19 protein-coding genes are annotated in these 22,053 nt (G+C 65.5%); 9 read left to right on the top strand and 10 right to left on the bottom strand.

The features are described 5' to 3' along the window. Positions 1-27 precede the first annotated feature (27 nt). Entirely contained in the window at positions 28-1,533 is a 1,506-nt protein-coding gene (gene hpaE, locus RF641_RS00870) for a 5-carboxymethyl-2-hydroxymuconate semialdehyde dehydrogenase (RefSeq protein ID WP_047118797.1), read from the top strand. 33 nt (positions 1,534-1,566) lie between these two features. Next, a complete protein-coding gene (gene hpaD, locus RF641_RS00865) occupies positions 1,567-2,664 on the top strand; it encodes a 3,4-dihydroxyphenylacetate 2,3-dioxygenase (RefSeq protein ID WP_047118796.1) in 1,098 nt (365 codons plus the stop codon). Positions 2,665-2,776: 112 nt separating this feature from the next. Here hpaD and RF641_RS00860 read toward each other — a convergent pair whose 3' ends face one another. Further along, positions 2,777-3,070, bottom strand: a complete 294-nt coding sequence (locus RF641_RS00860; protein WP_047118795.1) for an META domain-containing protein — start codon at positions 3,068-3,070, stop codon at positions 2,777-2,779. A 140-nt stretch (positions 3,071-3,210) separates the two neighbouring features. On the opposite strand from RF641_RS00860, the gene RF641_RS00855 reads away from it, so the two are divergent. The 4 genes from RF641_RS00855 to RF641_RS00840 all read left to right on the top strand — a co-directional run bounded on the left by RF641_RS00855 (position 3,211) and on the right by RF641_RS00840 (position 7,290). Further along, entirely contained in the window at positions 3,211-3,687 is a 477-nt protein-coding gene (locus RF641_RS00855) for an HD domain-containing protein (protein WP_424572188.1), read from the top strand. A gap of 44 nt (positions 3,688-3,731) precedes the next feature. Further along, entirely contained in the window at positions 3,732-4,397 is a 666-nt protein-coding gene (locus tag RF641_RS00850) for a phosphoribosyltransferase (RefSeq protein ID WP_424572187.1), read from the top strand. A 32-nt stretch (positions 4,398-4,429) separates the two neighbouring features. Then, on the top strand, positions 4,430-6,070 hold the full coding sequence (locus RF641_RS00845) for an ABC-F family ATP-binding cassette domain-containing protein (protein ID WP_424572186.1): 1,641 nt from the start codon (positions 4,430-4,432) through the stop codon (positions 6,068-6,070). A gap of 122 nt (positions 6,071-6,192) precedes the next feature. Beyond that, positions 6,193-7,290, top strand: a complete 1,098-nt coding sequence (locus tag RF641_RS00840; RefSeq protein WP_424572185.1) for a fatty acid desaturase family protein — start codon at positions 6,193-6,195, stop codon at positions 7,288-7,290. Positions 7,291-7,312: 22 nt separating this feature from the next. On the opposite strand, the gene RF641_RS00835 is transcribed toward RF641_RS00840, so the two are convergent. From RF641_RS00835 to RF641_RS00805, 7 genes are all read right to left on the bottom strand, one after another. Next, positions 7,313-7,690: an META domain-containing protein gene (locus RF641_RS00835; RefSeq protein WP_113608147.1), complete on the bottom strand. Its 378-nt coding sequence runs from the start codon at positions 7,688-7,690 to the stop codon at positions 7,313-7,315. A gap of 85 nt (positions 7,691-7,775) precedes the next feature. After that, entirely contained in the window at positions 7,776-9,233 is a 1,458-nt protein-coding gene (locus RF641_RS00830; protein ID WP_424572184.1) for an MFS transporter, read from the bottom strand. A 173-nt stretch (positions 9,234-9,406) separates the two neighbouring features. Continuing rightward, positions 9,407-10,150, bottom strand: coding sequence for a TetR/AcrR family transcriptional regulator C-terminal domain-containing protein (locus RF641_RS00825; protein WP_047118788.1), 744 nt, complete (start codon positions 10,148-10,150; stop codon positions 9,407-9,409). 52 nt (positions 10,151-10,202) lie between these two features. Continuing rightward, complete coding sequence (locus RF641_RS00820) at positions 10,203-11,192, bottom strand: HAAS signaling domain-containing protein (RefSeq protein WP_424572183.1); 990 nt, start codon at positions 11,190-11,192, stop codon at positions 10,203-10,205. An 84-nt stretch (positions 11,193-11,276) separates the two neighbouring features. Then, a complete protein-coding gene (locus tag RF641_RS00815; protein ID WP_053797814.1) occupies positions 11,277-12,170 on the bottom strand; it encodes a sugar ABC transporter permease in 894 nt (297 codons plus the stop codon). Further along, entirely contained in the window at positions 12,170-13,765 is a 1,596-nt protein-coding gene (locus tag RF641_RS00810; RefSeq protein ID WP_424572182.1) for an ABC transporter permease subunit, read from the bottom strand. Before RF641_RS00810 ends, RF641_RS00815 begins: the two co-directional genes overlap by 1 nt. Positions 13,766-13,894: 129 nt before the next feature. Further along, complete coding sequence (locus RF641_RS00805) at positions 13,895-15,157, bottom strand: sugar ABC transporter substrate-binding protein (protein WP_424572181.1); 1,263 nt, start codon at positions 15,155-15,157, stop codon at positions 13,895-13,897. A gap of 267 nt (positions 15,158-15,424) precedes the next feature. Between RF641_RS00805 and RF641_RS00800 the strand changes: the two genes are divergently transcribed. Beyond that, positions 15,425-17,104: a glycoside hydrolase family 13 protein gene (locus tag RF641_RS00800; protein WP_113608151.1), complete on the top strand. Its 1,680-nt coding sequence runs from the start codon at positions 15,425-15,427 to the stop codon at positions 17,102-17,104. Positions 17,105-17,215: 111 nt separating this feature from the next. Next, the gene (locus RF641_RS00795) at positions 17,216-18,229 is read left to right on the top strand and encodes a LacI family DNA-binding transcriptional regulator (RefSeq protein WP_113608144.1); all 1,014 of its coding nucleotides are present in this window, start codon (positions 17,216-17,218) and stop codon (positions 18,227-18,229) included. 119 nt (positions 18,230-18,348) lie between these two features. On the opposite strand, the gene RF641_RS00790 is transcribed toward RF641_RS00795, so the two are convergent. After that, on the bottom strand, positions 18,349-19,719 hold the full coding sequence (locus RF641_RS00790) for an MFS transporter (protein ID WP_053797810.1): 1,371 nt from the start codon (positions 19,717-19,719) through the stop codon (positions 18,349-18,351). Between the two features lie 279 nt (positions 19,720-19,998). On the opposite strand from RF641_RS00790, the gene RF641_RS00785 reads away from it, so the two are divergent. Further along, positions 19,999-20,694 carry an IclR family transcriptional regulator gene (locus RF641_RS00785; RefSeq protein WP_424572180.1) on the top strand — a complete coding sequence of 232 codons (696 nt, stop codon included), beginning with the start codon at positions 19,999-20,001 and terminating at the stop codon, positions 20,692-20,694. Between the two features lie 105 nt (positions 20,695-20,799). On the opposite strand, the gene RF641_RS00780 is transcribed toward RF641_RS00785, so the two are convergent. Then, a complete protein-coding gene (locus tag RF641_RS00780) occupies positions 20,800-22,029 on the bottom strand; it encodes an MFS transporter (RefSeq protein ID WP_424572179.1) in 1,230 nt (409 codons plus the stop codon). Positions 22,030-22,053 lie beyond the last annotated feature (24 nt).

Raw genomic sequence — 22,053 nt, 5'->3', positions numbered from 1 at the left:
ACACCGCACGAAAGGAAATGCCCGCTGATGAGCAAGCACTTCGTTCCAGAAAACCTGCCGGCCAAGATCCAGCACTACATCAATGGCGAATTCGTCGATTCCATTGGCGGCGAGACCTTCGAGGTCCTGGACCCGGTGACCAACACCGCGTACACCACCGCCGCAGCCGGCCAGAAGGCCGACATCGACGCCGCCGTGGCCGCTGCCACCGAGGCATTCAAGAACGGCCCATGGCCGAAGATGAAGGCCCGCGAGCGCGCCAACGTGCTGTACAAGATCGCCGACGCGGTCGTCGCCCAGCAGGACCGCCTGGCCGAGATGGAAACCTTCGACACCGGCCTGCCGATCACCCAGGCCAAGGGCCAGGCCCAGCGCGCCGCGGAGAACTTCCGCTTCTTCGCCGACCTGATTGTCGCCCAGCACGACACCGCGTTGAAGGTGCCGGGCACCCAGATCAACTACGTGAACCGCAAGCCGATCGGCGTCGCAGGCCTGATCACCCCGTGGAACACCCCGTTCATGCTGGAGTCCTGGAAGCTCGCCCCGTCGATCGCTTCGGGCTGCACCGTCGTGCTCAAGCCTGCCGAGTTCACCCCGCTGTCCGCTTCGCTGTGGGCCACCATCTTCGAGGAAGCCGGCCTGCCGAAGGGCGTCTTCAACCTGGTCAACGGCATGGGCGAAGACGCCGGCGACGCACTGGTCAAGCACCCGGACGTCCCGCTGATCTCCTTCACCGGCGAGTCCTCCACCGGCCAGCTGATCTTCCGCAACTGCGCCGAAAACCTCAAGGGCATGTCGATGGAGCTGGGCGGCAAGTCCCCTGCCATCGTGTTCGACGACGCCGACTTCGACGCGGCCATCGACTCCACCCTGTTCGGCGTCTTCTCGCTGAACGGCGAACGTTGCACCGCCGGCAGCCGCATCCTGGTCCAGCGCGGCATCTACGAGAAGTTCGTCGAGGCCTACGCGGCGCGCGCCAAGAACATCAAGGTCGGCGATCCGCACGATCCGGCCACCCAGGTCGGCGCGCTGGTGCACCCTGAGCACTACGACAAGGTCATGAGCTACGTCGAGATCGGCAAGTCCGAAGGCCGCCTGGTGGCCGGCGGCGGACGCCCGGAGAACCTGCCCGAGGGCCAGGAGAACGGCTCCTACGTCGCACCGACCGTGTTCGCCGACGTCGCCCCGGATGCCCGCATCTTCCAGGAAGAGATCTTCGGCCCGGTTGTCGCCATCACCCCGTTCGACACCGACGAGGAAGCCCTTCAGCTGGCGAACAACACCCGCTACGGCCTGGCCGCCTACGTGTGGACCAACGACCTGAAGCGCGCGCACAACTTCGCGCAGGACATCGAGGCCGGCATGGTCTGGCTGAACTCGCACAACGTGCGCGATTTGCGCAGCCCGTTCGGCGGCGTGAAGGCTTCGGGCCTGGGCCACGAAGGCGGCTACCGCTCGATCGACTTCTACACCGACCAGCAGGCAGTGCACATCACCCTGGGCGATGTCCACACCCCGAAGTTCGGCGCCTAACCACAAAATTTCTGCTTGCAAAGGAGCAACCCAATGAGCAACGAGATCCCCAAGCCAGTCGCACCAGCACCGGATATCCTGCGCTGCGCCTACGCTGAACTGGTCGTCACCGACCTGGCCAAGTCCCGCAACTTCTACGTGGACGTCCTGGGCCTGCACGTATCCTACGAGGACGAGAACCAGATCTACCTGCGCTCCTTCGAGGAGTTCATCCACCACAACCTGGTGCTGACCAAGGGCCCGGTGGCCGCGCTGAAGGCCATGGCATTCCGCGTGCGCACCCCTGAGGACGTCGACAAGGCCGAGGCCTACTACCAGGAGCTGGGCTGCCGCACCGAGCGCCGCAAGGACGGCTTCGTCAAGGGCATCGGCGACGCCCTGCGCGTCGAGGATCCGCTGGGCTTCCCGTACGAGTTCTTCTTCGAGACCACCCACGTCGAGCGCCTGCACATGCGCTACGACCTGTACTCGGCCGGCGAGCTGGTCCGCCTGGACCACTTCAACCAGGTGACCCCGGACGTTCCGCGCGGCCGCAAGTACCTCGAAGACCTGGGCTTCCGCGTCACCGAGGACATCCAGGACGACGAGGGCACCACCTACGCAGCCTGGATGCACCGCAAGGGCACCGTGCACGACACCGCGCTGACCGGCGGCAACGGCCCGCGCCTGCACCACGTGGCCTTCTCCACCCACGAGAAGCACAACATCATCCAGATCTGCGACAAGATGGGCGCCCTGCGCATCTCGGACCGCATCGAGCGCGGCCCGGGCCGCCACGGCGTGTCCAACGCGTTCTACCTGTACATCCTGGATCCTGACGACCACCGCATCGAGATCTACACCCAGGACTACTACACCGGCGACCCGGACAACCCGACCATCACCTGGAACGTCCACGACAACCAGCGCCGCGACTGGTGGGGCAACCCGGTTGTGCCTTCGTGGTACACCGAGGCCTCCAAGGTCCTGGACCTGGACGGCAACGTGCAGGAAATCATCGAGCGCACCGACGACTCCGAACTGGAAGTCACCATCGGCGCCGACGGCTTCTCCTACACCCGCGCCGGCGACGAGGACGGCTCGTACCACGGCCAGGCTTCGAAGGGCTTCAAGCTGGGCAACCAGCTCTAAACCCTTCGCGCGAATGCAGCCCTTCCCTGGCTGCTACGTGAAGAACTGCGGTTCGCACACTGTGCGAACCGCAGTTCTTTTTTGCATCCCGGGGCCCGCAATCCCGGGCGGCTCAGGATTCCAGCGGGGCCAGCCGCCCGATCTGACGGCCCTGCGCGTCGCTGATGACCAGCTGCCCGTCGACCTGACGCGCGCTGGCCAATCTTGAGAGCCAGGTGTCCACCCCCTGGCAATACATCATGGTGCTGGCCATCTGCGAGAACAGATAGCCGTCCCCCTCACGGCTCCACGAGCCCATGAGCCGGTTGCAGCCATCCGAACCGCTGGCCCGGCCGTCTTCCCAGAGCACCAGCGAGGGCTGTCCTGCGGCCTCGCTCCCCCACTGCGCGATCATCTTTTCATCCATACCACCGAGGGTAGTCCCCGTGCCCGGGCTTCCGCCGAATCGACCCCGGGTGTCGCACCGACTTGCTAGCGTGGGACCCAGGAGAAATTCTGCATCCCAAGCCCCGGCATCCCAAACCCGGGCAACCCAGGAGGAGCGCAATGGACAACCGGCAGCCGGCAACAAGCCGGGAAGACGTGGTGGCGTTGGCCCGCGCCATCGCCGCCAAGGCCCACCAGGGCCAGACGGACAAGCTCGGCGCCGCCTATATCGGCCACCCGGCCCGGGTCGCCGAGCATGCCCGGCGCCTTGGCGGCAACGAGTACGCGGTGGCCGCGGCATGGCTGCACGACGTCATCGAGGACTGCGAGGTGAGCGCCACGGACCTTTCCGCAGCCGGCATCCCCCGGGAGGTCTGCGATGCCGTGGTGCTGCTGAGCAAACGGCCCGGGCAGAGCCTGGAAGAGTATTGCACCGGGGTGTTGGCCAACCCGCTGGCGATGCTGGTCAAGCGCGCCGACCTGGCCGACAACACCGACCCGGAACGCACCAGCCTGCTGCCGGAACACACCCGGGCGCGGCTGGCGGCCAAGTACGCGCGCACTGCGCAGCTGCTGGGTGTTCGGCCGGAACATTGACGCAGGAGCATTGACTTTGTGATGCTTTGGGCAAGACTGGGAGCATGGCCCAGCAATCGCACGAGGGATACCGGGATCGCAGCCATGCCGGCGCCGCGCTGGGCATGGCGCTGGCCAGCGAGCTGCCCGCCGGCAACTACACGGTGCTCGGGCTGCTGCGCGGCGGGGTGCCGGTGGCGTCCGAGGTCGCGCGCAGCCTGGGCGGACGGCTCGGGGCGCTGGCGGTGCGCAAGCTCGGGGTGCCGAGCAACCCGGAAATCGCCTTCGGCGCGATCGCCAGCTACGGGATGGCGTCCGGACGCTACCTCGACCAGGAGATCCACCGGCGGGCGCTGCGCTACTTCGGTGAATCCGAACTGGAATCCGTGGAATTCCGCGCCACCGGGGAGCTGATGGAGCTGGCCGGGGAGTTCAAGCCCTACGCCCCGGATCTGGCAGGGCAGCAGGTGGTGGTGTGCGACGACGGCATCGCCACCGGCTCCACGATGCTGGCCGCGCTGGATCTGGTGTGGCGGCTGAAGCCCAAGCTGGTGGTGGTCGCGGCCCCGGTGGCCCCGTCGGAGCTGGTGCAGAACCTGGCTTATCCGGCCGATCAGGTGGTGATCGCCTGGCAGCCGCCGGACTTCCGGGCGGTCGGCGCCCACTACCAGGACTTCGCCCCGGTGCAGCGCGAGGAGGCGCTGCGGCTGCTGCGCGCGGCAGGGAATTAGGCAGTGCCGGCAACCCACCTAGAATTGAGTCCATGACTGCAACGCTCGTCGCCAAGGACCTCGCCGGCGGCCACGCCCACCGTACCCTCTTCTCGCACCTGGATTTCACCGCCGCCCCGGGAGATGTGTACGGGGTGGTCGGGGTGAACGGCGCAGGCAAGAGCACGCTGCTGCGCCTGCTGGCAGGGGTGGACGAACCCCAGGGCGGCTCGGTGTCCACCACCCCGGACGGCGCGTTCATCGGCTGGCTGCCCCAGGAGCACGAGCGCTTCGCAGGCGAGGACATCGCCGCCTACCTGGCCCGGCGCACCGGCTGCGCCCAGGCGACCGGGGCCATGGAAGCCACCGCGCAGGACATGGCCGAGGGCAAACCCGGGGCGGACGACGCCTACGCGGCGGCCTTCGAGACCTGGATGGCCTCCGGCGCCATGGACCTGGAGGACCGGATCCCCGAGACCCTGGCGGAGCTGGGCTTCACGCTGCCGCTGGACACCCAGACCGCGGCGCTGTCCGGCGGGCAGATGGCCCGCGTCGCGCTGGCCGCGCTGCTGCTCTCCCGCTTCGACGTGGTGCTGCTCGACGAGCCGACCAACGACCTCGACCTGGCAGGGCTGGAACGCCTGGAGCAGTTCATCATGGCGCTGCGCGCGCCGGTCATGCTGGTCTCGCACGACCGCGAGTTCGTGGCCCGCTGCACCACCGGCATCATCGAACTCGACCTAGCGCAGAACCAGGTCGCCGTCTACGAGGGCGGCTACGACTCCTACCTAGAGGAGCGCGCCGTGAACCGCCGGCACGCGCGCGAGGCCTACGACGAGTACGCCGGGAAGAAGGCGGATCTGGTGGCGCGCGCCCGGACCCAGCGCGAATGGTCCTCGCAGGGCGTGCGCAACGCGATGCGCAAGGCCCCGGACAACGACAAGATCCGCCGCCGCGCCAACAGCGAATCCTCCCAGAAGCAGGCAGCCAAGGTGCGCCAAATGGAATCGCGGATTGCCCGGCTGGACGAGGTGGCCGAACCGCGCAAGGAATGGGTGCTGCAGTTCTCCATCGCCGACGCCCCGCGCGGCTCCTCGGTGCTGTGCACGCTGAACCAGGCGCAGGTTTCGCTGGGCGGTTTCGCGTTCGGCCCTACCAGCGTGCAGGTCAACGCCGGTGACCGGATCGGCATCACCGGCCCGAACGGCGCGGGCAAGTCCACGCTGCTGAACCTGCTGCTCGGCCGGCTGGCCCCGGACGCCGGAAGCTCGGTGCTGGGCGCCTCGGTGCTGATCGGCGAGATCGACCAGGCGCGCAGCCAGTTGCCGGCGCAGCTGCCGCTGGGCGAGGCGTTCGAAGCGGCGGTGCCGGAGTACTCCTCGGCGGAGGCCCGCACGCTGCTGGCCAAGTTCGGGCTCAAGGCGGAGCAGACGGCGTCGGCGGTGGGCAAGCTGTCCCCCGGCGAACGCACCCGCGCCTCGATGGCGCTGCTGCAGGCGCGCGGGGTGAACCTGCTGGTGCTCGACGAACCCACCAACCACCTTGACCTGCCCGCCATCGAGCAGCTCGAAGAAGCGCTGGAGGCCTACCAGGGCGCGCTGCTGCTGGTGACCCACGACCGGCGCATGCTTCAAAACGTGCGGCTGGACGCGCGCTGGCAAGTGCTGGACGGGCAGCTGTCCGCCGCCTTCTAGCTCGGCTGCGTCATCGACCAGCGGGCGCTCAGCAATCTGCCGTACAGTGAAACGCAGAGGAGCCGAGACTTTCAGTTCTTTACGACTGAGACGTCGACAGCTGCCACACCCAAGGATCCAACTTGAGTAGCACTCCCGTTTTGCCATCGCCTGCACCCTCGGTGCGGCCCGGAGACCCCAAAAGCTTTTTCCACGTCAAGAAACTGGTCGGCGAAGCCGGGCTGATCCGGCGCCGGCCCGGGCATTACCTGGGCATCGGCATCGTGCTTGCCGCGTTGCTGGCGGGCACCGTGGCAGGCATGCTGCTGCTGGGCGAGAGCTGGTTCCAGCTGCTCATGGCCGCCGCGCTTGGCCTCTTGCTCACCCAGTTCGCCTTCCTGGCCCACGAAGCGGCGCACCGCCAGATCCTGGCTTCCGGCAAAACCAACGACAAGCTCGGCCGCTTCCTGGCCAACTTCGTGGTCGGCATCAGCTACCAGTGGTGGATGAACAAGCACAGCAAACACCATGCAACTCCGAACACCATCGGCAAGGACCCGGACATCGAATGGGACACCATCTCGTTCCAGCCGGCCGACGCGAAGCGCCAGCGCGGCCTGCTCAAGTGGATCACCCAGCGCCAAGGCTACCTGTTCTTCCCGCTGCTGACCTTGGAAGGGCTGAACCTGCATCTGCAGTCGATCAAGTACCTGTTCATCGGCCAGAGGGTGAAGCACCGCCGCCGCGAACTGATCTCGATCGGCCTGCGCATTGCCCTGTACCTGGGCGCCATCTTCTTCCTCTTGCCGATGGGCATGGCCTTCGCCTTCCTCGGCGTGCAGCTGGCGGTCTTCGGCATCTACATGGGCGCTTCGTTCGCGCCCAACCACAAGGGCATGCCCATGGTGCCCGCGGACGCCCGCATCGACTTCTTCTCGCGCCAGGTGCTCACGGGACGCAACGTGTTGGCTCGCTCCAGCTTCGGCAACAGCGTGCTCTCGCACGTCTACGGAGGGTTGAACTACCAGGTGGAGCACCACTTGTTCCCCTCGATGCCGCGCGCCAATCTGGCAGGGGTTTCAAGGATCGTGCGCAGCTACTGCGCCGAGCACCGGATCCCCTACACCGTGGCCAGCGTCCGCGAGTCCTACGCCCAGGTCATCTCCTACCTGAACAAGGTCGGGCTTTCGGGCCGCGACCCGTTCGAGTGCCCCATGATTTCCGGATACCGCAGCAGCTAGGGACCAGATGGACCCTGCCCGGCTACTTGCTGCGTGTGAGCGTGCCGATCTGGTCGCCCTTGGCATCCGAGAAGGTCATCTTGTCGCCGGAGATCGTGGCGGTGGCGGCCCCGCCGAGCCAGGAATCGACGCCCTCGCAGTACATCTGGGTGCTGCCCATGGCGCCGAAGTCCACGGTGCCGTCCTTTTCGGTCCACTGGCCGATGAGGTTGTTGCACCCGTCGCTGCCGCTGATCTTGCCGTCGGAGCCGAGGTTCAGCCACGGCTGGCCTTCGGCCTCCGTGCCCCAGGTGCCGTCCAGACTCGCCGGGGCCTGTTCGGCCGGGCCGCTGCTCGATCCGCATGCGGCCAGGCTCAGCGCCAGCGCTCCTGCTGCCATCAATCCTGCAAGTCGTTTCATGTCTTCCAGCTTAAGCCACGCTTAGCGCGCTGACCAGTGCAATCGCAGACCCGGAGCGTCGTTTCGGCCTGCGGTGCCAGCCCTGCTATTGAGGCTGGGCTCCGTGGTGGTCGTGGCGCCAGTCGGCCACGGCGACCCAGAGCGTGGCGATCACCAGCAGGCCCGTGGCGGCGAAGGACAGCGTCATCGCCAGCGGGTAGCCGACAACCTGGTTCATGCCGTAGAACACGGCGGTGATGACCGCGATGCCCACGGCGGTGCCCACGCGCTGCGAGGTCTGCATCAGCCCGCCGGCGGAGCCAGAGTTCTGAACGGGTACCTCCATCAGGGTCAGTGCCTGGTTCGGGGAGATGATGAAGCCCTGGGCGGCGCCGATGAATGCCAGCGAGAGCAGCATCCACCAGATGCTCACGATCCCGCGCGCCTCCAGCTCGACCACGGCCACCGTGACGACCAGCCCGAACAGCGCGCTGAGCGTGCCGCCGATGACCAGCCGGCGCCCGGCGGTCATCACGTAGCGGCCGGCGACGTTCGAGCTGAGCGCCGAGAGCAAGGCCGCCGGCAGCGCGATCAGCCCTGCCTGCAGCGCGCTGAAGCCCAGCGCCTGCTGGGTGTAGACTGCCACCAGCACCCAGACGCTGGACACGCCCATGAAGTACAGGCCGGCGATTACTGTGCCGTTGGTGAAGCTGCGCACCCTGAACAGCGCCAGGTCCACCATCGGGGCCGCGCCGCGCGCCTTGTAGCGTTTCTCCCATGCGATCCACAGCAGCATGAACAGCAGCGCCACCGGCAGCAGGGCCCACAGCCACGGGTTCTCGCGACCCTGCACGAACGGGAAGAGGAAGGCGAAGATGCCCAGCGCCAGCAGCAGCCCGCCCACCGGATCCAGATCGAGCCGACCGGAGGGTTTGGTGAACAGCGGACGCGGCAGCCAGATGACTGCCAGCAGCAACGCGATGATCCCGATCGGCACGTTGATCAGGAACGTGGAGCGCCAGCCTGCCTCGGCCCCCAGCCAGTTGATCAGCGCCCCGCCCATCACCGGGCCGATGGCCACGGAGAATCCGATGACCGTGCCCAGCAGCCCGTAGGCCCGTCCGCGTTCCGCGCCGGTGAAATGCTGCTGGATCAGGCCCATGACCTGCGGGTTGAGCAGGCCGGAGCCGACGCCCATGACGAAGCGGGCGATGTTCAGCATCAGCGGGTCGGCGGCCAGCCCGGCCAGCACGGAAGCCAGCGTGAAGATCACGACGCCGGCGATGAACATCATGCCGCGGCCCAGCAGGTCCCCGGCACGCCCGGCGGCTACCAGCACTACGCCGAAGGTCAGCGCGTAGCCGGCGAGCACCCACTGCATGTCGGCCTCGGTGGCCTGCAGGGTGGTTTCGATCGAGGGAAGCACCACGTTGACGATGCTGACCGAGACCAGCGACATGAACATGACGGCCAGCAGCACACCGAGCAGCTTCCAGCGTCCGGCCGGCGAAAGCACCCCAGGCGCCGGAATGGCGGCTGCGGCGGGCGCAACCTCGGCAGCCAACGGGGGGTCTTGCGGGGGGTGGATGGCAGGCATGGCAACTTTCGGACAACGGCTGGCGGAGCTGGTTCGGTGCGCGCCGAAGCCGCCGGGCGGTTCATGGCACGCGCTGGGTATAGCGTCCGGAGGCACCGGGATATTCCCCGCACCTGCTGCGGGGCTGGCGTTTGCTCTGGTCAGTCAGCGGCTGGCAGCGCGTCCAGCATTCCCTGGATGGAGAGGATGCGCAGCTGGAGCAGCTCTTCGAACAGGTCGTCGCTGTCCATGCGCGGCTGTTTCAGGGATTCGCGTACCAGCGGGGCCTCGGCCTCCGGGTAGCGCTCCAGCCAAGCCTGCGGCACCACACGGGAGATGTAGTCGTTCCGGCCTTCCGGGACACGGTCCAGGAAGTAGTCCGCCTGCAGGGCAAATGACATGATGTCGCGGCTGAACGCCCGGATCAGGGTCAGCGCCTGCGGCATCTCGAAGCCCATGTCCGTGTAGAACCGCAGCAGCCGTTCCATCATCTCGATGTAGCGCGGTCCGCCGTCCACCTCCACGCGCTCGGAGATCGGAACCACCGCAACCAGCGGATAGGTGCGGTACAGCGCTCGGCTGACCCGGTAGAACTTGCGCACGGTGTCACGCCAATTGACCGGGTCGAACTCCAGCAGCGGCGTGCTGCGGATGAAAAGCTCCACCGCCATGTTCACGACCTCCTGCCGGTCGCTCACGTAGTTGTACAACGCCCGCGAGGTGGCCCCGAACCGTCCCGCCAGGCCGTTCATGGTCAGCGCGGTAAAGCCTTCGGAACCGATGATCTTCAACGCTTCGGAAGCGATGGCTTCCTTGGTGATGGGAACCTGGGAGGCGTCCTTGCGCGGGCGTCCCCGCCCCCGCTTCACCGGAGTATCGTCTTCAGTGCGATCCACGTCGCTCATCTGGCTACCCTTTCACGGTGTTCATTGTCCATCATCCGGCAACGACCCCTGGTTACAACAGCGCCAGCAGGTTTCGCGCCCGTTCATGCCACATGCCGGCGGCCAGGGCCAGGTGGCCGCCGGCGAAGGACATCGCCCCGGCAAGCCACGGCCACAGCAGCGGCGCTTCGTAGGTGGTCGGCAGCGCCGCGATGAAGCCCGCGACCATGACCAGCAGGCCGGTGGCGATCAATGCGATGTGGCTCCAGCGCCGCCGCAGCGGAAGCAGCAGCGCCAGGGCCGCAAGCGCCGCCGCCGGAACAAGGATCAGCCACGCATTCCCGGTGAAGCCCTGTAGGCCACGGTAGGTCGTGTAGCCGATGGCCGCAAGCAGGGCCGCGGAAGCGCAGATCAGCCAGGCCGGACCGGGGCTGGCCATGGATCCGCGCATCATCAGCAGCGGGGTAAACACCTGCGCCCAGAGCAGCACCGCCAGCGGGAGGAGGAACGCGCCCAGGCTCGCCAGTCCCAGTACGCAGGCGGCGGTGGTCGCCAACGCTCCAATGACCTGCAGGATCAGGCCGGGAATTCCGTGGACAACCAGCGGCAGCAGGCTGAAGAGCACCGGGATGAAGGCGAAAATCATCACCGCGGAGCCCAGCGACAATTCCAGCTCGGCTAGGGTGCCGAAGATCGTGCCGTCGACGTAGCCGAAGGACAACGGCTCGGCGAGCGCAACAAATTGCGAACCGAGCACCAGCAGCGCGGCGGTGAGCACCGACAGCGCGAAGATCGGCCAGGCCAGAATGCGGGTCAGGAATTGGCGGCCGCTGCTGACCTTCAGCTCCGTTGGTTCGGTAGGGGTGAACCCGGCGGCGACCGCAGCCGGCTCCCCCAGGCGGCGCAGCAGTTCGGACTTGCGCCGGCCCTTGCCGGGTAGCCGGGATATCTGTTCGCGGGTATGTGCAAGGATCTCGGTGCGCTCGGCGTCGGAAAGAAAACTCAATTCCCGACGCAGCTGTTCAAGATAGTTGCGCGCGGCCCGCGGCAGATGAGATTGCATCCATCCAGCTTACGTGGCCAGCCTGAGAGTTGGCGATCGTCTGGCGGTTAGCGCGGCGCGCTCCAGCTGCACGGGGGCGACGCGCTATTTTCCCGCGCCGGCGGTCAAACCGCCCACGATGTACTTCTGCAGGAAGAGGAAGAGCACCATGACCGGCAGCGCCGCCAGTACCGCCCCGGCGGCGAACACCGACCAGTTGGAAGTGAACTCCTCGGACACGTAGGAGTACAGCCCCACCGCAAGTGTCTGGTTTTCCGGCGAGACGAGCACAACCGAGGCGATGACGAAGTCCGACGTGCTGGAAATGAATGACAGCAGCCCCACCACGGCCAGGATCGGTGCGACCAGGCGCAGGATCATGGTGAAGAAGATCCTGGCGTGGCCGGCGCCGTCGATCTTGGCGGCTTCGTCGATCTCCACCGGGATGGTGTTGAAGAATCCGTACATCAGGTAGGTGTTCACGCCGAGCGCTCCGCCCAGGTACACCATGATTAGTGCAATCTTGTTGTCGATACCCAGGGCCGGGTACACATCGCCCAGCGAGGTCAGCAGAATGAAGATGGCCACGACTGCCAGCAGCTGCGGGAAGATCTGGACGACCAGCAGGCTGACCAATCCGAAACGGCGCCCGGTGAAACGCATGCGCGAGAAGCTGTAGGCCGCCAGTGCGCCGAGGAATACCGAAGCGGCGGCGGTGGTCAACCCGATGAGCAGGGTGTTTCCGAACCAGGCGGCGAAGGGCCGCTGCTCGTTGCGGAACAGGTCGACATAGCTTTGCAGGCCGAGCTGGGTGAACAACCCGTTGGATGAGAGCAGCGTTCCGTTGGGGTTCAGCGACGCCGAGAGCACGTAGAGCAGCGGGAACGCCGCGTAGATGCACAGCGCCACGCCGATCAGGTGGCGCCAACCGGTAGTAGCGAACCATTTTCCGAAGCTGCGGCGTGCTGCGGGCTGCTGGACGGGAGTTTGCGTCGACATTAGTTCAGCTCCTCCAGAGCCTTGGTCTGCTTGAAGCTGATGACCGCGATGACGGAGACCAGCACGAAGATGATGATGGAGAATGCACTGGCCAGGCCGTAGTCGCGCTGGGAGCCGACGAAGGCGACCTTGTAGACCATGGAGATCAGGATGTCGGTGGAGCCCACGTTGAGCCCTGCCCCTTCGAGCCGCGGTCCTCCCTCGGTGAGCATGTAGATCACGTTGAAGTTGTTGAAGTTGAACGCGAACGAGCTGATCAGCAGCGGGGCCACAGAGACCAGCAGCAGCGGGAGCTTGATCAGGCGGAAGACCTGGAACGGCTTGGCACCGTCGATCTTGGCCGCCTCGGCCAGTTCATCCGGGATCGACTGCAGCGCCCCGGTGCAGACCAGGAACATGTAGGGGAAGCCGAGCCAGAGGTTGACCCAGAGCACGGAGAACTTCGCCAGCCACGGATCGGTCAGCCATGGGATCGGCGCACCGCTGAAGAGCACCTGGTTCACGAAGCCGAAATCCTTGTTGAGCATGCCTGCCCAGACCAGGCCGCCCAGGAACGCCGGGAAGGCATAGGGCAGGATCGAGATGACTCGGTAGATCTTGCGGCCCTTCATACGCAGGTCGTTGAAAACCAGCGCCAGGAACAGGCCCAGGAAGAAGGTGGTGGCCACCGACAGCAGGGCGAAGGCGAAGGTCCATGCGGTCACCGATCCCAAGGCGGTGCGAATGGAGGAGTCGGTGAAGGCCTTGGCGAAGTTGTCGAAGCCCACGTTGATCGACCAGCCGGGCATCAGCTGGGTGCCGTCCGGGGCGGTGAAGGCGCCGACGCCGGTGTCGCTGTAGACCACCGAGGTGGTGGAGTCCGTCATGGTTCCGGCGGCCTCGTCGTAGACCAGGTTCGACGTGTACTGGTAGGCGGTGCGCCCGTCGGAGGTGCGCAGCGACCCCTGGGCCGGGTCATCGCTCATCGGCACCGCCAGGGAGGTGACTTCCTGCTGGCGGCCGAGCAGGTCGGCGAAGCTGAGCTGCGTGTATCCGGCAAGCTCATCCGCGGTGATCGGCTCCAGCGGCTGCTCCGTGGTGCCTGCCATCTGCACCCCGTCGCGCTCGACCAGCAGCGACAATTCACCGCCGTCATCCAGCACCGTCACGGGCAGCCCCGGGGAGTCCGGGACGCGGCTCTGGTTGGACTGGAGCAGCGCCATGACTGCGTCGTCCTTGTCCGAGTTGTGGCCCGAACCGTAGTTGGTGAAGGCGATATAGCCGGTGTAGCCGATCACGAACACCTGGAAAATCAGCAGGAAGATGGTGCCCGGCAGCAGGTACTTGGCCGGCAGCCAGCCCCGCTTGAAATACACGACGTTGATGGCCGCGGTGATCACGGCGACCACCGCGGCGATCGCCCAGGCTTCGCGGCCGATCGCGGTGAACAGCGCGAATATGGCGGTGGCGTCCACGATGCCGATCATCGCGATCTTGGCCAGGATCAAGCCGGTGGAGGTTGATGCTGCGGTGGACAGCCGCTTGGCGGCCGGGGACAGCGCGTCGGCCTGCTCAGGCTCGCTGCGGTGCGGCGGCTTCTGGTGGGTCAGTGACATCTGTGGCTTGTTCCTGGGTCGGAGGTCGGCGAACTTGCGGTACGGCGTAGGCCGTGCCGAGGATGTGGTCGCGTGTCGGGACGGCAAATTGCCGCCCCGACACGTCCGGCACGCGCACGTGCGGCGGTGTTACTTTGAGATGGACTTTTCGATATCGGCGGTCATCTGCTTCCAGCGCTTGGCCGGTTCGGCCTTGCCGGAAATGATCTCTGCTTCGGCGACGCCCCAGAATTCCCACACGGCTGCCATTTCAGGGATGTTCGGCATCGGAACGCCGTCTTCGCCGACCGCGCCGAAGGCCGCGATGGTCTCATCGGACTTGGCCGCCTCGAAGGCTTCCTTGTTGGCCGGCGGACGGTTGCCCACTTCGTAGAGCTTGGTCTGGACCTCGGCGGTGCCGATGTAATTGGTCAGGAACTCCGTTGCTGCCAGCAGGTTCTCGGTCTTGGAGGAGACGAAGAAGCCCTGGACTGCCACGAATGGCTGTGCTTCGTCGCCGCCGGCGCTTGGGATCGGGTCGATGGCCAAGTCGATCTTGGCGTCTTCGGCCGCTTCCACGTTCCACGGGCCGGTCAGCAGGAAGGGCGAATCGCCGGAAATGAACTTCTCCTTGGCGATGTCAGCGTCCACGGAGGTCTTCAAGGTTCCCGCTTCGCCCTGGTCGGCGAGCCACTGGGCGAACTCCAGGCCGCCCTCGTTGCCGATCTGCAGGTCGCTGGCGTCGTAGGCGCCGTTTTCATCGGTTCCGAACACCGGAGCGTCAAAGGAGGTCTGGAATGGGTAGGCGTGGAACGGGTCGCCCAGCTCCGATACCTGTACCAGGAACGGGAATTCGGTGCCCGTCTTCTCTCCCTCGGCGATCATCTCGTCGAAGGTTGCCGGGGCCTTGTCGGCGAGATCCTTGTTGCGCAGCAGTGCGAGGTTCTCCGTTGCGTACGGGACGCCATAGGTGTTGCCCTCATAGCTCATCGCGTCCATGGCGACATCCTGGAAGTCCGCGCTCTTGTCGCCAAGCTCGACCGGCTGGACTACGCCGTTGTTGACGAGGTTGCCCAGCCAGTCGTGGGCACCGATGGTGATGTCCGGGCCCTTGCCGGTTGGTACCTGCTTGAGGAAGTCTTCCTGGATCTTGGAGAAGTCCTTGATCACCAGATCGACCTTGACGCCCGATTTGGCCTGGAAATCCGCTGCGGCATCCTTCAGGACCGGCTCGCGGTTGGCATCGACCCACACGGTCAGCGATCCTGCTTCGGCGGCGGCCGGCGAGGACTGCGCAGCCGTTTCCGAAGGCTGCGGGGTTGAACTGTTCGAACCACCGCAGGCGGTCAGGGATAGCGCCGCAATTGCGGTCACCGCCCCACCCAGAAGAAGGGAGCGCTTGTTCACCATCATGGGGGTGTCCTTTCGTGACAACTTTGTCCAGAGGACCGGATCGACTGCGAGTCACCGCGGTATGGGCCGGTCGGTTCTTTCGAGTGCGAGTGACAACTCGAATGTAAGCGTTTCCAGAGTGGCATAGATCATGCTTTTTGACAAGAAATTCATGTAAATCAGTCATTTTCGCGCCAGATTCCCCAAAACAGGCAACACCTAGCGGCGTCTACTAGGCCAATAATGTAAGCGTTTACATATGCCGAAAATTCGTTTATGGTTACCGTCATGACTGAAATCCGCTCCCTCGCAGAGACCCGAGAGCCCGAGGCGGCTACCGATTGGTGGCGCTCTTCGGTGATCTACCAGATCTATCCGCGCTCCTTCGCTGATGCGAACGGCGACGGCATGGGTGATCTACCAGGAATCACTGCACGGCTGCAATCCTTGGCAGACCTCGGGGTCGATGCCATTTGGCTGTCCCCTTTCTTCAAATCCCCCCAGAAAGACGCCGGCTACGATGTCTCCGACTACTGCGATGTGGATCCCCTATTCGGGACGCTGGAAGACTTCGATGCCATGATTGCCCACGCCCACGAGCTGGGGCTGCGCGTCATCGTGGATCTGGTGCCGAATCACTGTTCGGATCAGCATCCGTGGTTCCAGAAAGCGTTAGCCTCCGCACCGGGGTCCCCGGAGCGTGAACGTTTCATTTTCCACGATGCGCCGGATGCGGGGCTTCCGAACAACTGGGAATCGGTATTTGGCGGTCCCATGTGGACGCAGACAGTCAACCCAGATGGCACCCCGGGACAATATTATCTGCACATCTTTGATTCTTCGCAGCCGGACTTCAACTGGCACAACGATGAGGTCCGGGAGATGTTCCGCGACGTGCTGCGGTTCTGGCTGGACCGCGGAACGGACGGCTTCCGGGTGGATGTAGCCCATGGGCTGATCAAATCCGATGGGCTGCCGGATTACGTGGTAGACCCGGCCGCTGCGTCGATGGGCGGCACCGAGGAGCTGGCCCCGTGGTGGGGCCAAGATGGCGTGCATGAAATCTACCGCGACTGGCGCAAGGTGCTGGATGAATACGAAGGTGATCGCGTGCTCTGCGCGGAAGCCTGGGTCAGCCCGTTATCCCTGATGGCCAAATGGGTTCGTTCCGACGAAATGCACCAGGCCTTCAATTTCCCGTACTTGTCCTGTAGCTTCAACGCCGCTCAAATCCGCGCGACGATCGACGAATCGCTGCAGGAGTTCGCAGCAGTCGGCGCACCGAGCACCTGGGTGCTCTCGAACCACGACGTGGTCCGCCATGCAACTAGGCTCGCGCTAACTGAGGACAATCCCCAAGGCGAGGGCATAGGCCCACTGACACCGAACCTCCCGGATCCCGCCATCGGCCTGCGCCGCGCCCGTTCCGCCAGCACGCTGATGCTCGCGTTGCCCGGCGGAGCCTACTTGTACCAGGGCGAGGAACTCGGGCTCCCGGAAGTCGTCGAGCTGCCCGACGAGGCGCGCCAGGACCCCACGTGGTTCCGCACCAACGGCAAACGCTACGGCAGGGACGGGTGCAGGGTGCCGATTCCGTGGGAAACAGGAGCACCCGCTGCGGGCTTCTCCCCTACTGGAAACAGCTGGCTGCCGCAGCCCGCGGGGTGGGAAGACTACGCCCGGGACGTTCAAAGCGCGACCCCCGACTCCACCCTGAACCTCTACATATCTCTGCTCCGACTGCGCCGCAATCACGATCTGGGGCTGGGGACACTGGAATGGCTGGACACCGGCGACCCCGACGTTCTGGCCTTCAAGAACAATGACGTGGTGGTGGTCTCCAGCTTCGCAGGCTCCGAGCGCGAGCTGCCTGCCTGCACCATAGACTTGACCGTCATCGCCTCCAGCGCACCTCAGCCGTCGGAACGGCAGATCGCAGCGGAATCCACTGTATGGTTACGCGGCTGATCGCCCCAGCAGGTAGTCTGGTGAACAGGGCGCGACTGGCCTTCCCGGTTCCGTCGCGCCCAGTCAAACCTATATTGTATTTTCATCCACCACTGTGTCGGAAGGAATTTCTTGGCCGGCATCAAGGACGTAGCCCGAGCCGCGGGCGTCTCCGTGGCGACCGTTTCGCGCGCGCTTTCCGGACGCGGCAACGTTTCCCCTAGCGCGCTGGCCGCGGTCCAGCAGGCCGCCCACGATCTGGGGTACGTGGTATCTTCCACCGCCTCGGGGTTGGCCTCCGGGCGCACCCGGAACATCGGCGTGCTGGTACCGGTAATCAACCACTGGTTCTACGCCAGCGTGCTGGAGGGCATCTGCACGGCCCTGATGCGCGAGGGCTACGACACCACGCTCTACCAGCTGACCAAGGATCCCGCACAGCGGCACCAGATCTTCTCCGATTTCCTGCAGCGCCAACGGGTCGACGCAGTTATCGCCGTGAACGTCGAACTCAGCGAGACCGAAGTGGTGGCCCTGCACGCACTGGACAAGCCGCTGGTCGGAGTAGGTGGTCCGCTGCCGGGTGTCCCGACGTTGCAGGTGGACGACGAAGCGGTATCCGCGCTGGGCACTGCGCACCTGCTGTCCCTGGGGCACACCCGGGTGGGCTACATCGGTGGTTCATCGGAAACCGATGTGGATTTCCGTGTCCCTTCCCACCGGCGCATCGGCTACGAACGTGCGCTGGCCGAAGCTGGCATCGACCTCGATGAGGCTCTGTGCGTCGGCGCAGACTTCACGATGGCCCAGGGATACACGGTGGCCAAGCAGCTGCTGGGAAACCCGGATGCCCGTCCCACCGCCATCTTCGCAGCCAGCGACGAAATGGCTATCGGCGCCATCCTAGCTGCCAGGGATCTGGGGATGCAGTTGCCCCGCGAGCTTTCGGTGGTCGGCGTGGACGACCACGAACTGGCCGAGTTCTTCGGACTGACCACCATCCGGCAGCTTCCGCACGAGCAGGGTGAACTCGCCGTTGCGATGCTGCTGCGCGCCATCCGCAAGGAGGAACCAGCACGGGCCCACACGCTGGGCCACGAACTGATCGTACGCAACTCCACCAGCCGGCCGCCGGCCGACCATTAGCCACTCCTGGAAGCAGCCCTATCTGCTCCCAGGTTTACGTCCCGAAAAGGGCCAGGCGGCCCGCGTCGAACGCGGGCCGCCTGGGCCTTGGATAGCTGCGCCGGCATCGGCGGCTGAGACTAGTTCGAGTGGTGCTTGCGCTCGACCTCTGCCTCGTGGGCGGCCGCGGCCGCCAGCTCCTCGTCGATGTCCTCCACGTGCAGGTTGCGCCCGCGGGTCTCGCCGACCCACAGCACAGCCGCCACCGAGATGATGGTCAGCACCATGATGTAGATGGCGATGGAGATCGAGTTGCCGGTGGCTTCGAGCAGGATCTGCGCCACGGTGGCAGCGAACGCGCCGCCGAGGATCGCACCCAGCGCGTAGCCAATGGAGATGCCCGAGTAGCGGATGTGCGCCGGGAACATCTCGGCGTACATGGCCGACTGCGGCCCGTAGGACAGGCCCAGACCGATGGTCAATACGAAGACCGCCACGCCGTAGAGCATGATGTTGCCGGTATTCACGAGCAGGAACATCGGGATCATCCAGACGAACACCAGCGCGTAGCCGATCACAAATGTCGCGCGGCGGCCGATGACGTCGGACAGCCAACCGCCAACCAAGGTGAAGATCAGCCAGCCGAACGAGCCGATGGTGGTCGCAAGCAGGACCGGCGCGACCGGCATCTTCAGCACGGACGTGGTGTAGGAGATGAAGAACGCGATCACCAGGTAGCCGGCGGCGTTGTTCGAGATGAAGATCAGTGCGGCCTGGATCACCTGCTTGAAGTTGCTCCGCATGAGCTCTTTCAGCGGGGTGTGCTCCGAAGCCTTGCGCAGTGCCATCTGCTTGAAGATCGGGGATTCCTCCACCGCGCGGCGGATCATGTAGCCGACGATGATCAGCACGACGGACATCAGGAACGGGATGCGCCAGCCCCATGCCTGGAACTGCTCGGGAGTCATCGAAATGCGCAGGACGTACAGCAGACCGGTCGCCAGGATCATGCCCAGGGGCACACCGATCTGCGGGAAGGCACCGAAGTAGCCACGACGGTTATTCGGGGCGTGCTCAACGGCCATCAGGGCCGCGCCGCCCCACTCGCCGCCGGCCGAGAAGCCCTGGATGATGCGCAGCGCCACGAGCATGATCGGTGCCGCGATGCCCACGGCAGCGTAGGTCGGCAGCACACCGATCAACGCGGTGGCTACACCCATCAGGATCAGTGTCAGGACCAGAATGCGCTTGCGTCCGTAGCGGTCACCGAGGTGTCCGGCGACGATGGCGCCCAGCGGGCGGAAGAAGAAGGAAATGCCGATCATGGCGAAGGAGAGAATCTGTGCCAGACCCGGGTTCGATTCGCCCAGCGGGGCGAGGAACAGCGGAGTCAGCAGCGTTGCCGTCAGCTGGGCGAAGATGAAGAAGTCGTACCACTCGATCGTGGTGCCCACCAGGGTGCCGGCAAGGACCCGGCGCTCCTCCTGAGTGCGCGAAACGTTCTGAGACATAGTGAATGATCCCTTGATGCGAATTAAGTTACCGACCGTTCGGACAGTTACGTAGACAACACTATAAACGACAAGTGAATCACCTCACAACATGGAGTGATGCATATTTCATGGCAGCGAGGTCCGGGTCACGATAAATCCCCGGGTTACCCGCGAAATTACCGCACCGTCCGGACAATCTGTTCTAATAGAGAACACGAGGACCAGAATCCCCATTCGCTCGAACCAACGGTGCCCGGCCCTGTCCCTGGTCCGCCCCGCGCCAGAATGACTATCGACATGCCAACTTCACAGACACTTTCCCGAGGCATTCGCGTGCTGGAAATCGTCGCCGCCTCATCGACCTACCTGTCCATCGCCGAGGTCGCCGCCGAGCTCGAAGTGCACCGCTCGATCGCCTACCGCATTATCCGGACGCTGGAAAACCACCGGTTGCTGAGCCGGGACGAGGCCGGGCTTATCCGACCCGCCTCCGGACTTGCCGTGCTGGCTCGTTCGGTGCAGCGCGATCTGCAGGCCGCGGCGACGCCCGAACTGACCACGCTGGCCAACAAGCTCTCCATGACCGCGTTCCTCGCGGTGTGGGAACACGATTTGTGCACCACGCTGCAATCCGTGGAACCGCTGCATTCGCACAGCGCCATCGTGCACCGGCCCGGATCCGTGCACGGCATGGACGTCGGCGCCGCAGGCATCGCCATCCAGTCTATGTACACCAAGGAACAGTGGCAGGCGCTGGATACAGAGATCGAATACCGGGCGCAGGCGCGCGAAGCCCGGATCGACGGATACGCCACGAGCGAGAACGAGGTCATCCAAGGCGTTGCGTCCATCGCCGTGCCGATCCCCAGCCCGCTCACCACCCCGGCGTCGCTCGCAGTGGTATTCGCGGCCAGCACCGTCACCGACCGGAACAGCGTGATCCGCGCACTGAAGGAAGCAGCGCTGAACATCGCCGAGGAGCTGGGCAGCTAAGCGCCAGCCGGCTGGACACGCTGGCTGAAATACGAGCGCGAAAAACAAACCCGCCGATGGAATCCGGAAATTCCATCGGCGGGTTCGTGCGTGAAGCTGCAGGTCCTAGCGGACGCGCTTCAGGGAGGCGGCCCGGGAGGCGAGGACCTTCATGATCACGCCGGCCAGCAGGATCACGAAGGCTCCCCCGGTGGCGACCCAGAATGCTCCGAGGTAGCCCAGCGAGTCGGCCAGCAGGCCTGCCAGTCCGTTGCCGATGGCGGTGCCCACGACGATGCCCGCCGAGAGCATGGTCATCACGGTGGACAGTCGCTGCGGCGGCGCGACCTCGCCGCCAAGGGTCATCACGGTCACGATCACCGGGCCCACCGCGAAGCCTGCCACGAACAACGCGGCCAGCATCCAGGGGGTCGAATCGGCCACGTGCAGCCCGAAGCTGAGCACGCTCAGCGCGGCGCCGCAGGCGATCCAACGGCTGATCTGGCTGAAGCCCTGCGGCCAGGCGGCGACGGAAATCGCGGCGATGGCGCTGGAGACGCCCATGGCGCCGTAGAGCAGGCCGCCCTGGTTCGAGTCGCCCTGCGCCCCGGCGAAGGCCAGGGTGCCGGCGGCGGTTGAACCGAAGACGGTGCCCAGCGCGATCATGCTCAGCACCAGCGAACCGATCGCGGCCACCTGTCCCGCGGTGATCTTCACCTTGGCGGCGGAATGGGCGGCGGCTCCCGGCTGCAGACCCCCGGCGGTGCGGTGCATGGCGAACAGCGGCACGAGCACGATGGTCAGCGCGGCGGCCAGATACAGCGGAAGCACCGGGGAGACCAGCGAGGCCAGCAGGCCGACCGCCACCGGTCCGAACACGAAGCCGAGCTCGTCGAGCATGGATTCCAGGCTCAAGGCGGCGGTCAGCGTCTTGGGTTTCTGGTTCTGCCTGCGGGACATGGCGATCCAGCGGACCCTGGACATCGGGCCGACCTGCGGACCGGTGGCGCCGGCCAGCAGGCTCAGGGCGACCAGTGTTCCGACGGCGAGCTCGGAGCCGGAATTGGCGAACAGCGTGAAGGTGACCAGCAAGATGGTGTGCAGCACCGCGGTGGCCAGCAGCACCGGACGCTGTCCGCGCCGGTCGGCCAGGTAGCCGATGCTCGGCCCGCCCACGGCCGAGCCGAGCCCGACCATCGCAGCGGCCAGGCCGCCGAGGCCGTAGGAACCGGTGTTGGCGGTGACCAAGGTCATCGAACCGATGGTGAGCATGGCCAGCGGAAGGCGGGCCAGGAAGGTCAGCGGAATGTATGGCAGTCCCACCATGGGGACCAGCGCCGAATATCCGGATTTCATCGCGGATTCCTCAGCATTTTCGCG

This window comes from Arthrobacter sp. 'calajunan', from assembly GCF_046940185.1.
GTDB classification, from domain to species: domain Bacteria; phylum Actinomycetota; class Actinomycetes; order Actinomycetales; family Micrococcaceae; genus Glutamicibacter; species Glutamicibacter soli.
Note: the sequence above shows the minus strand (reverse complement) of the source record. Positions and strands in the feature narration are given on the sequence as shown.

What these genes read in the sequence shown, in the direction of transcription:
- hpaE (WP_047118797.1), top strand. Translation starts at nt 28, where the DNA reads ATGAGCAAGCACTTCGTTCCAGAAAACCTGCCGGCCAAGATCCAGCAC.
- hpaD (WP_047118796.1), top strand. Translation starts at nt 1,567, where the DNA reads ATGAGCAACGAGATCCCCAAGCCAGTCGCACCAGCACCGGATATCCTG.
- RF641_RS00860 (WP_047118795.1), bottom strand. Translation starts at nt 3,070, where the DNA reads ATGGATGAAAAGATGATCGCGCAGTGGGGGAGCGAGGCCGCAGGACAG.
- RF641_RS00855 (WP_424572188.1), top strand. Translation starts at nt 3,211, where the DNA reads ATGGACAACCGGCAGCCGGCAACAAGCCGGGAAGACGTGGTGGCGTTG.
- RF641_RS00850 (WP_424572187.1), top strand. Translation starts at nt 3,732, where the DNA reads ATGGCCCAGCAATCGCACGAGGGATACCGGGATCGCAGCCATGCCGGC.
- RF641_RS00845 (WP_424572186.1), top strand. Translation starts at nt 4,430, where the DNA reads ATGACTGCAACGCTCGTCGCCAAGGACCTCGCCGGCGGCCACGCCCAC.
- RF641_RS00835 (WP_113608147.1), bottom strand. Translation starts at nt 7,690, where the DNA reads ATGAAACGACTTGCAGGATTGATGGCAGCAGGAGCGCTGGCGCTGAGC.
- RF641_RS00825 (WP_047118788.1), bottom strand. Translation starts at nt 10,150, where the DNA reads ATGAGCGACGTGGATCGCACTGAAGACGATACTCCGGTGAAGCGGGGG.
- RF641_RS00820 (WP_424572183.1), bottom strand. Translation starts at nt 11,192, where the DNA reads ATGCAATCTCATCTGCCGCGGGCCGCGCGCAACTATCTTGAACAGCTG.
- RF641_RS00815 (WP_053797814.1), bottom strand. Translation starts at nt 12,170, where the DNA reads ATGTCGACGCAAACTCCCGTCCAGCAGCCCGCAGCACGCCGCAGCTTC.
- RF641_RS00810 (WP_424572182.1), bottom strand. Translation starts at nt 13,765, where the DNA reads ATGTCACTGACCCACCAGAAGCCGCCGCACCGCAGCGAGCCTGAGCAG.
- RF641_RS00805 (WP_424572181.1), bottom strand. Translation starts at nt 15,157, where the DNA reads ATGATGGTGAACAAGCGCTCCCTTCTTCTGGGTGGGGCGGTGACCGCA.
- RF641_RS00800 (WP_113608151.1), top strand. Translation starts at nt 15,425, where the DNA reads ATGACTGAAATCCGCTCCCTCGCAGAGACCCGAGAGCCCGAGGCGGCT.
- RF641_RS00790 (WP_053797810.1), bottom strand. Translation starts at nt 19,719, where the DNA reads ATGTCTCAGAACGTTTCGCGCACTCAGGAGGAGCGCCGGGTCCTTGCC.
- RF641_RS00785 (WP_424572180.1), top strand. Translation starts at nt 19,999, where the DNA reads ATGCCAACTTCACAGACACTTTCCCGAGGCATTCGCGTGCTGGAAATC.
- RF641_RS00780 (WP_424572179.1), bottom strand. Translation starts at nt 22,029, where the DNA reads ATGAAATCCGGATATTCGGCGCTGGTCCCCATGGTGGGACTGCCATAC.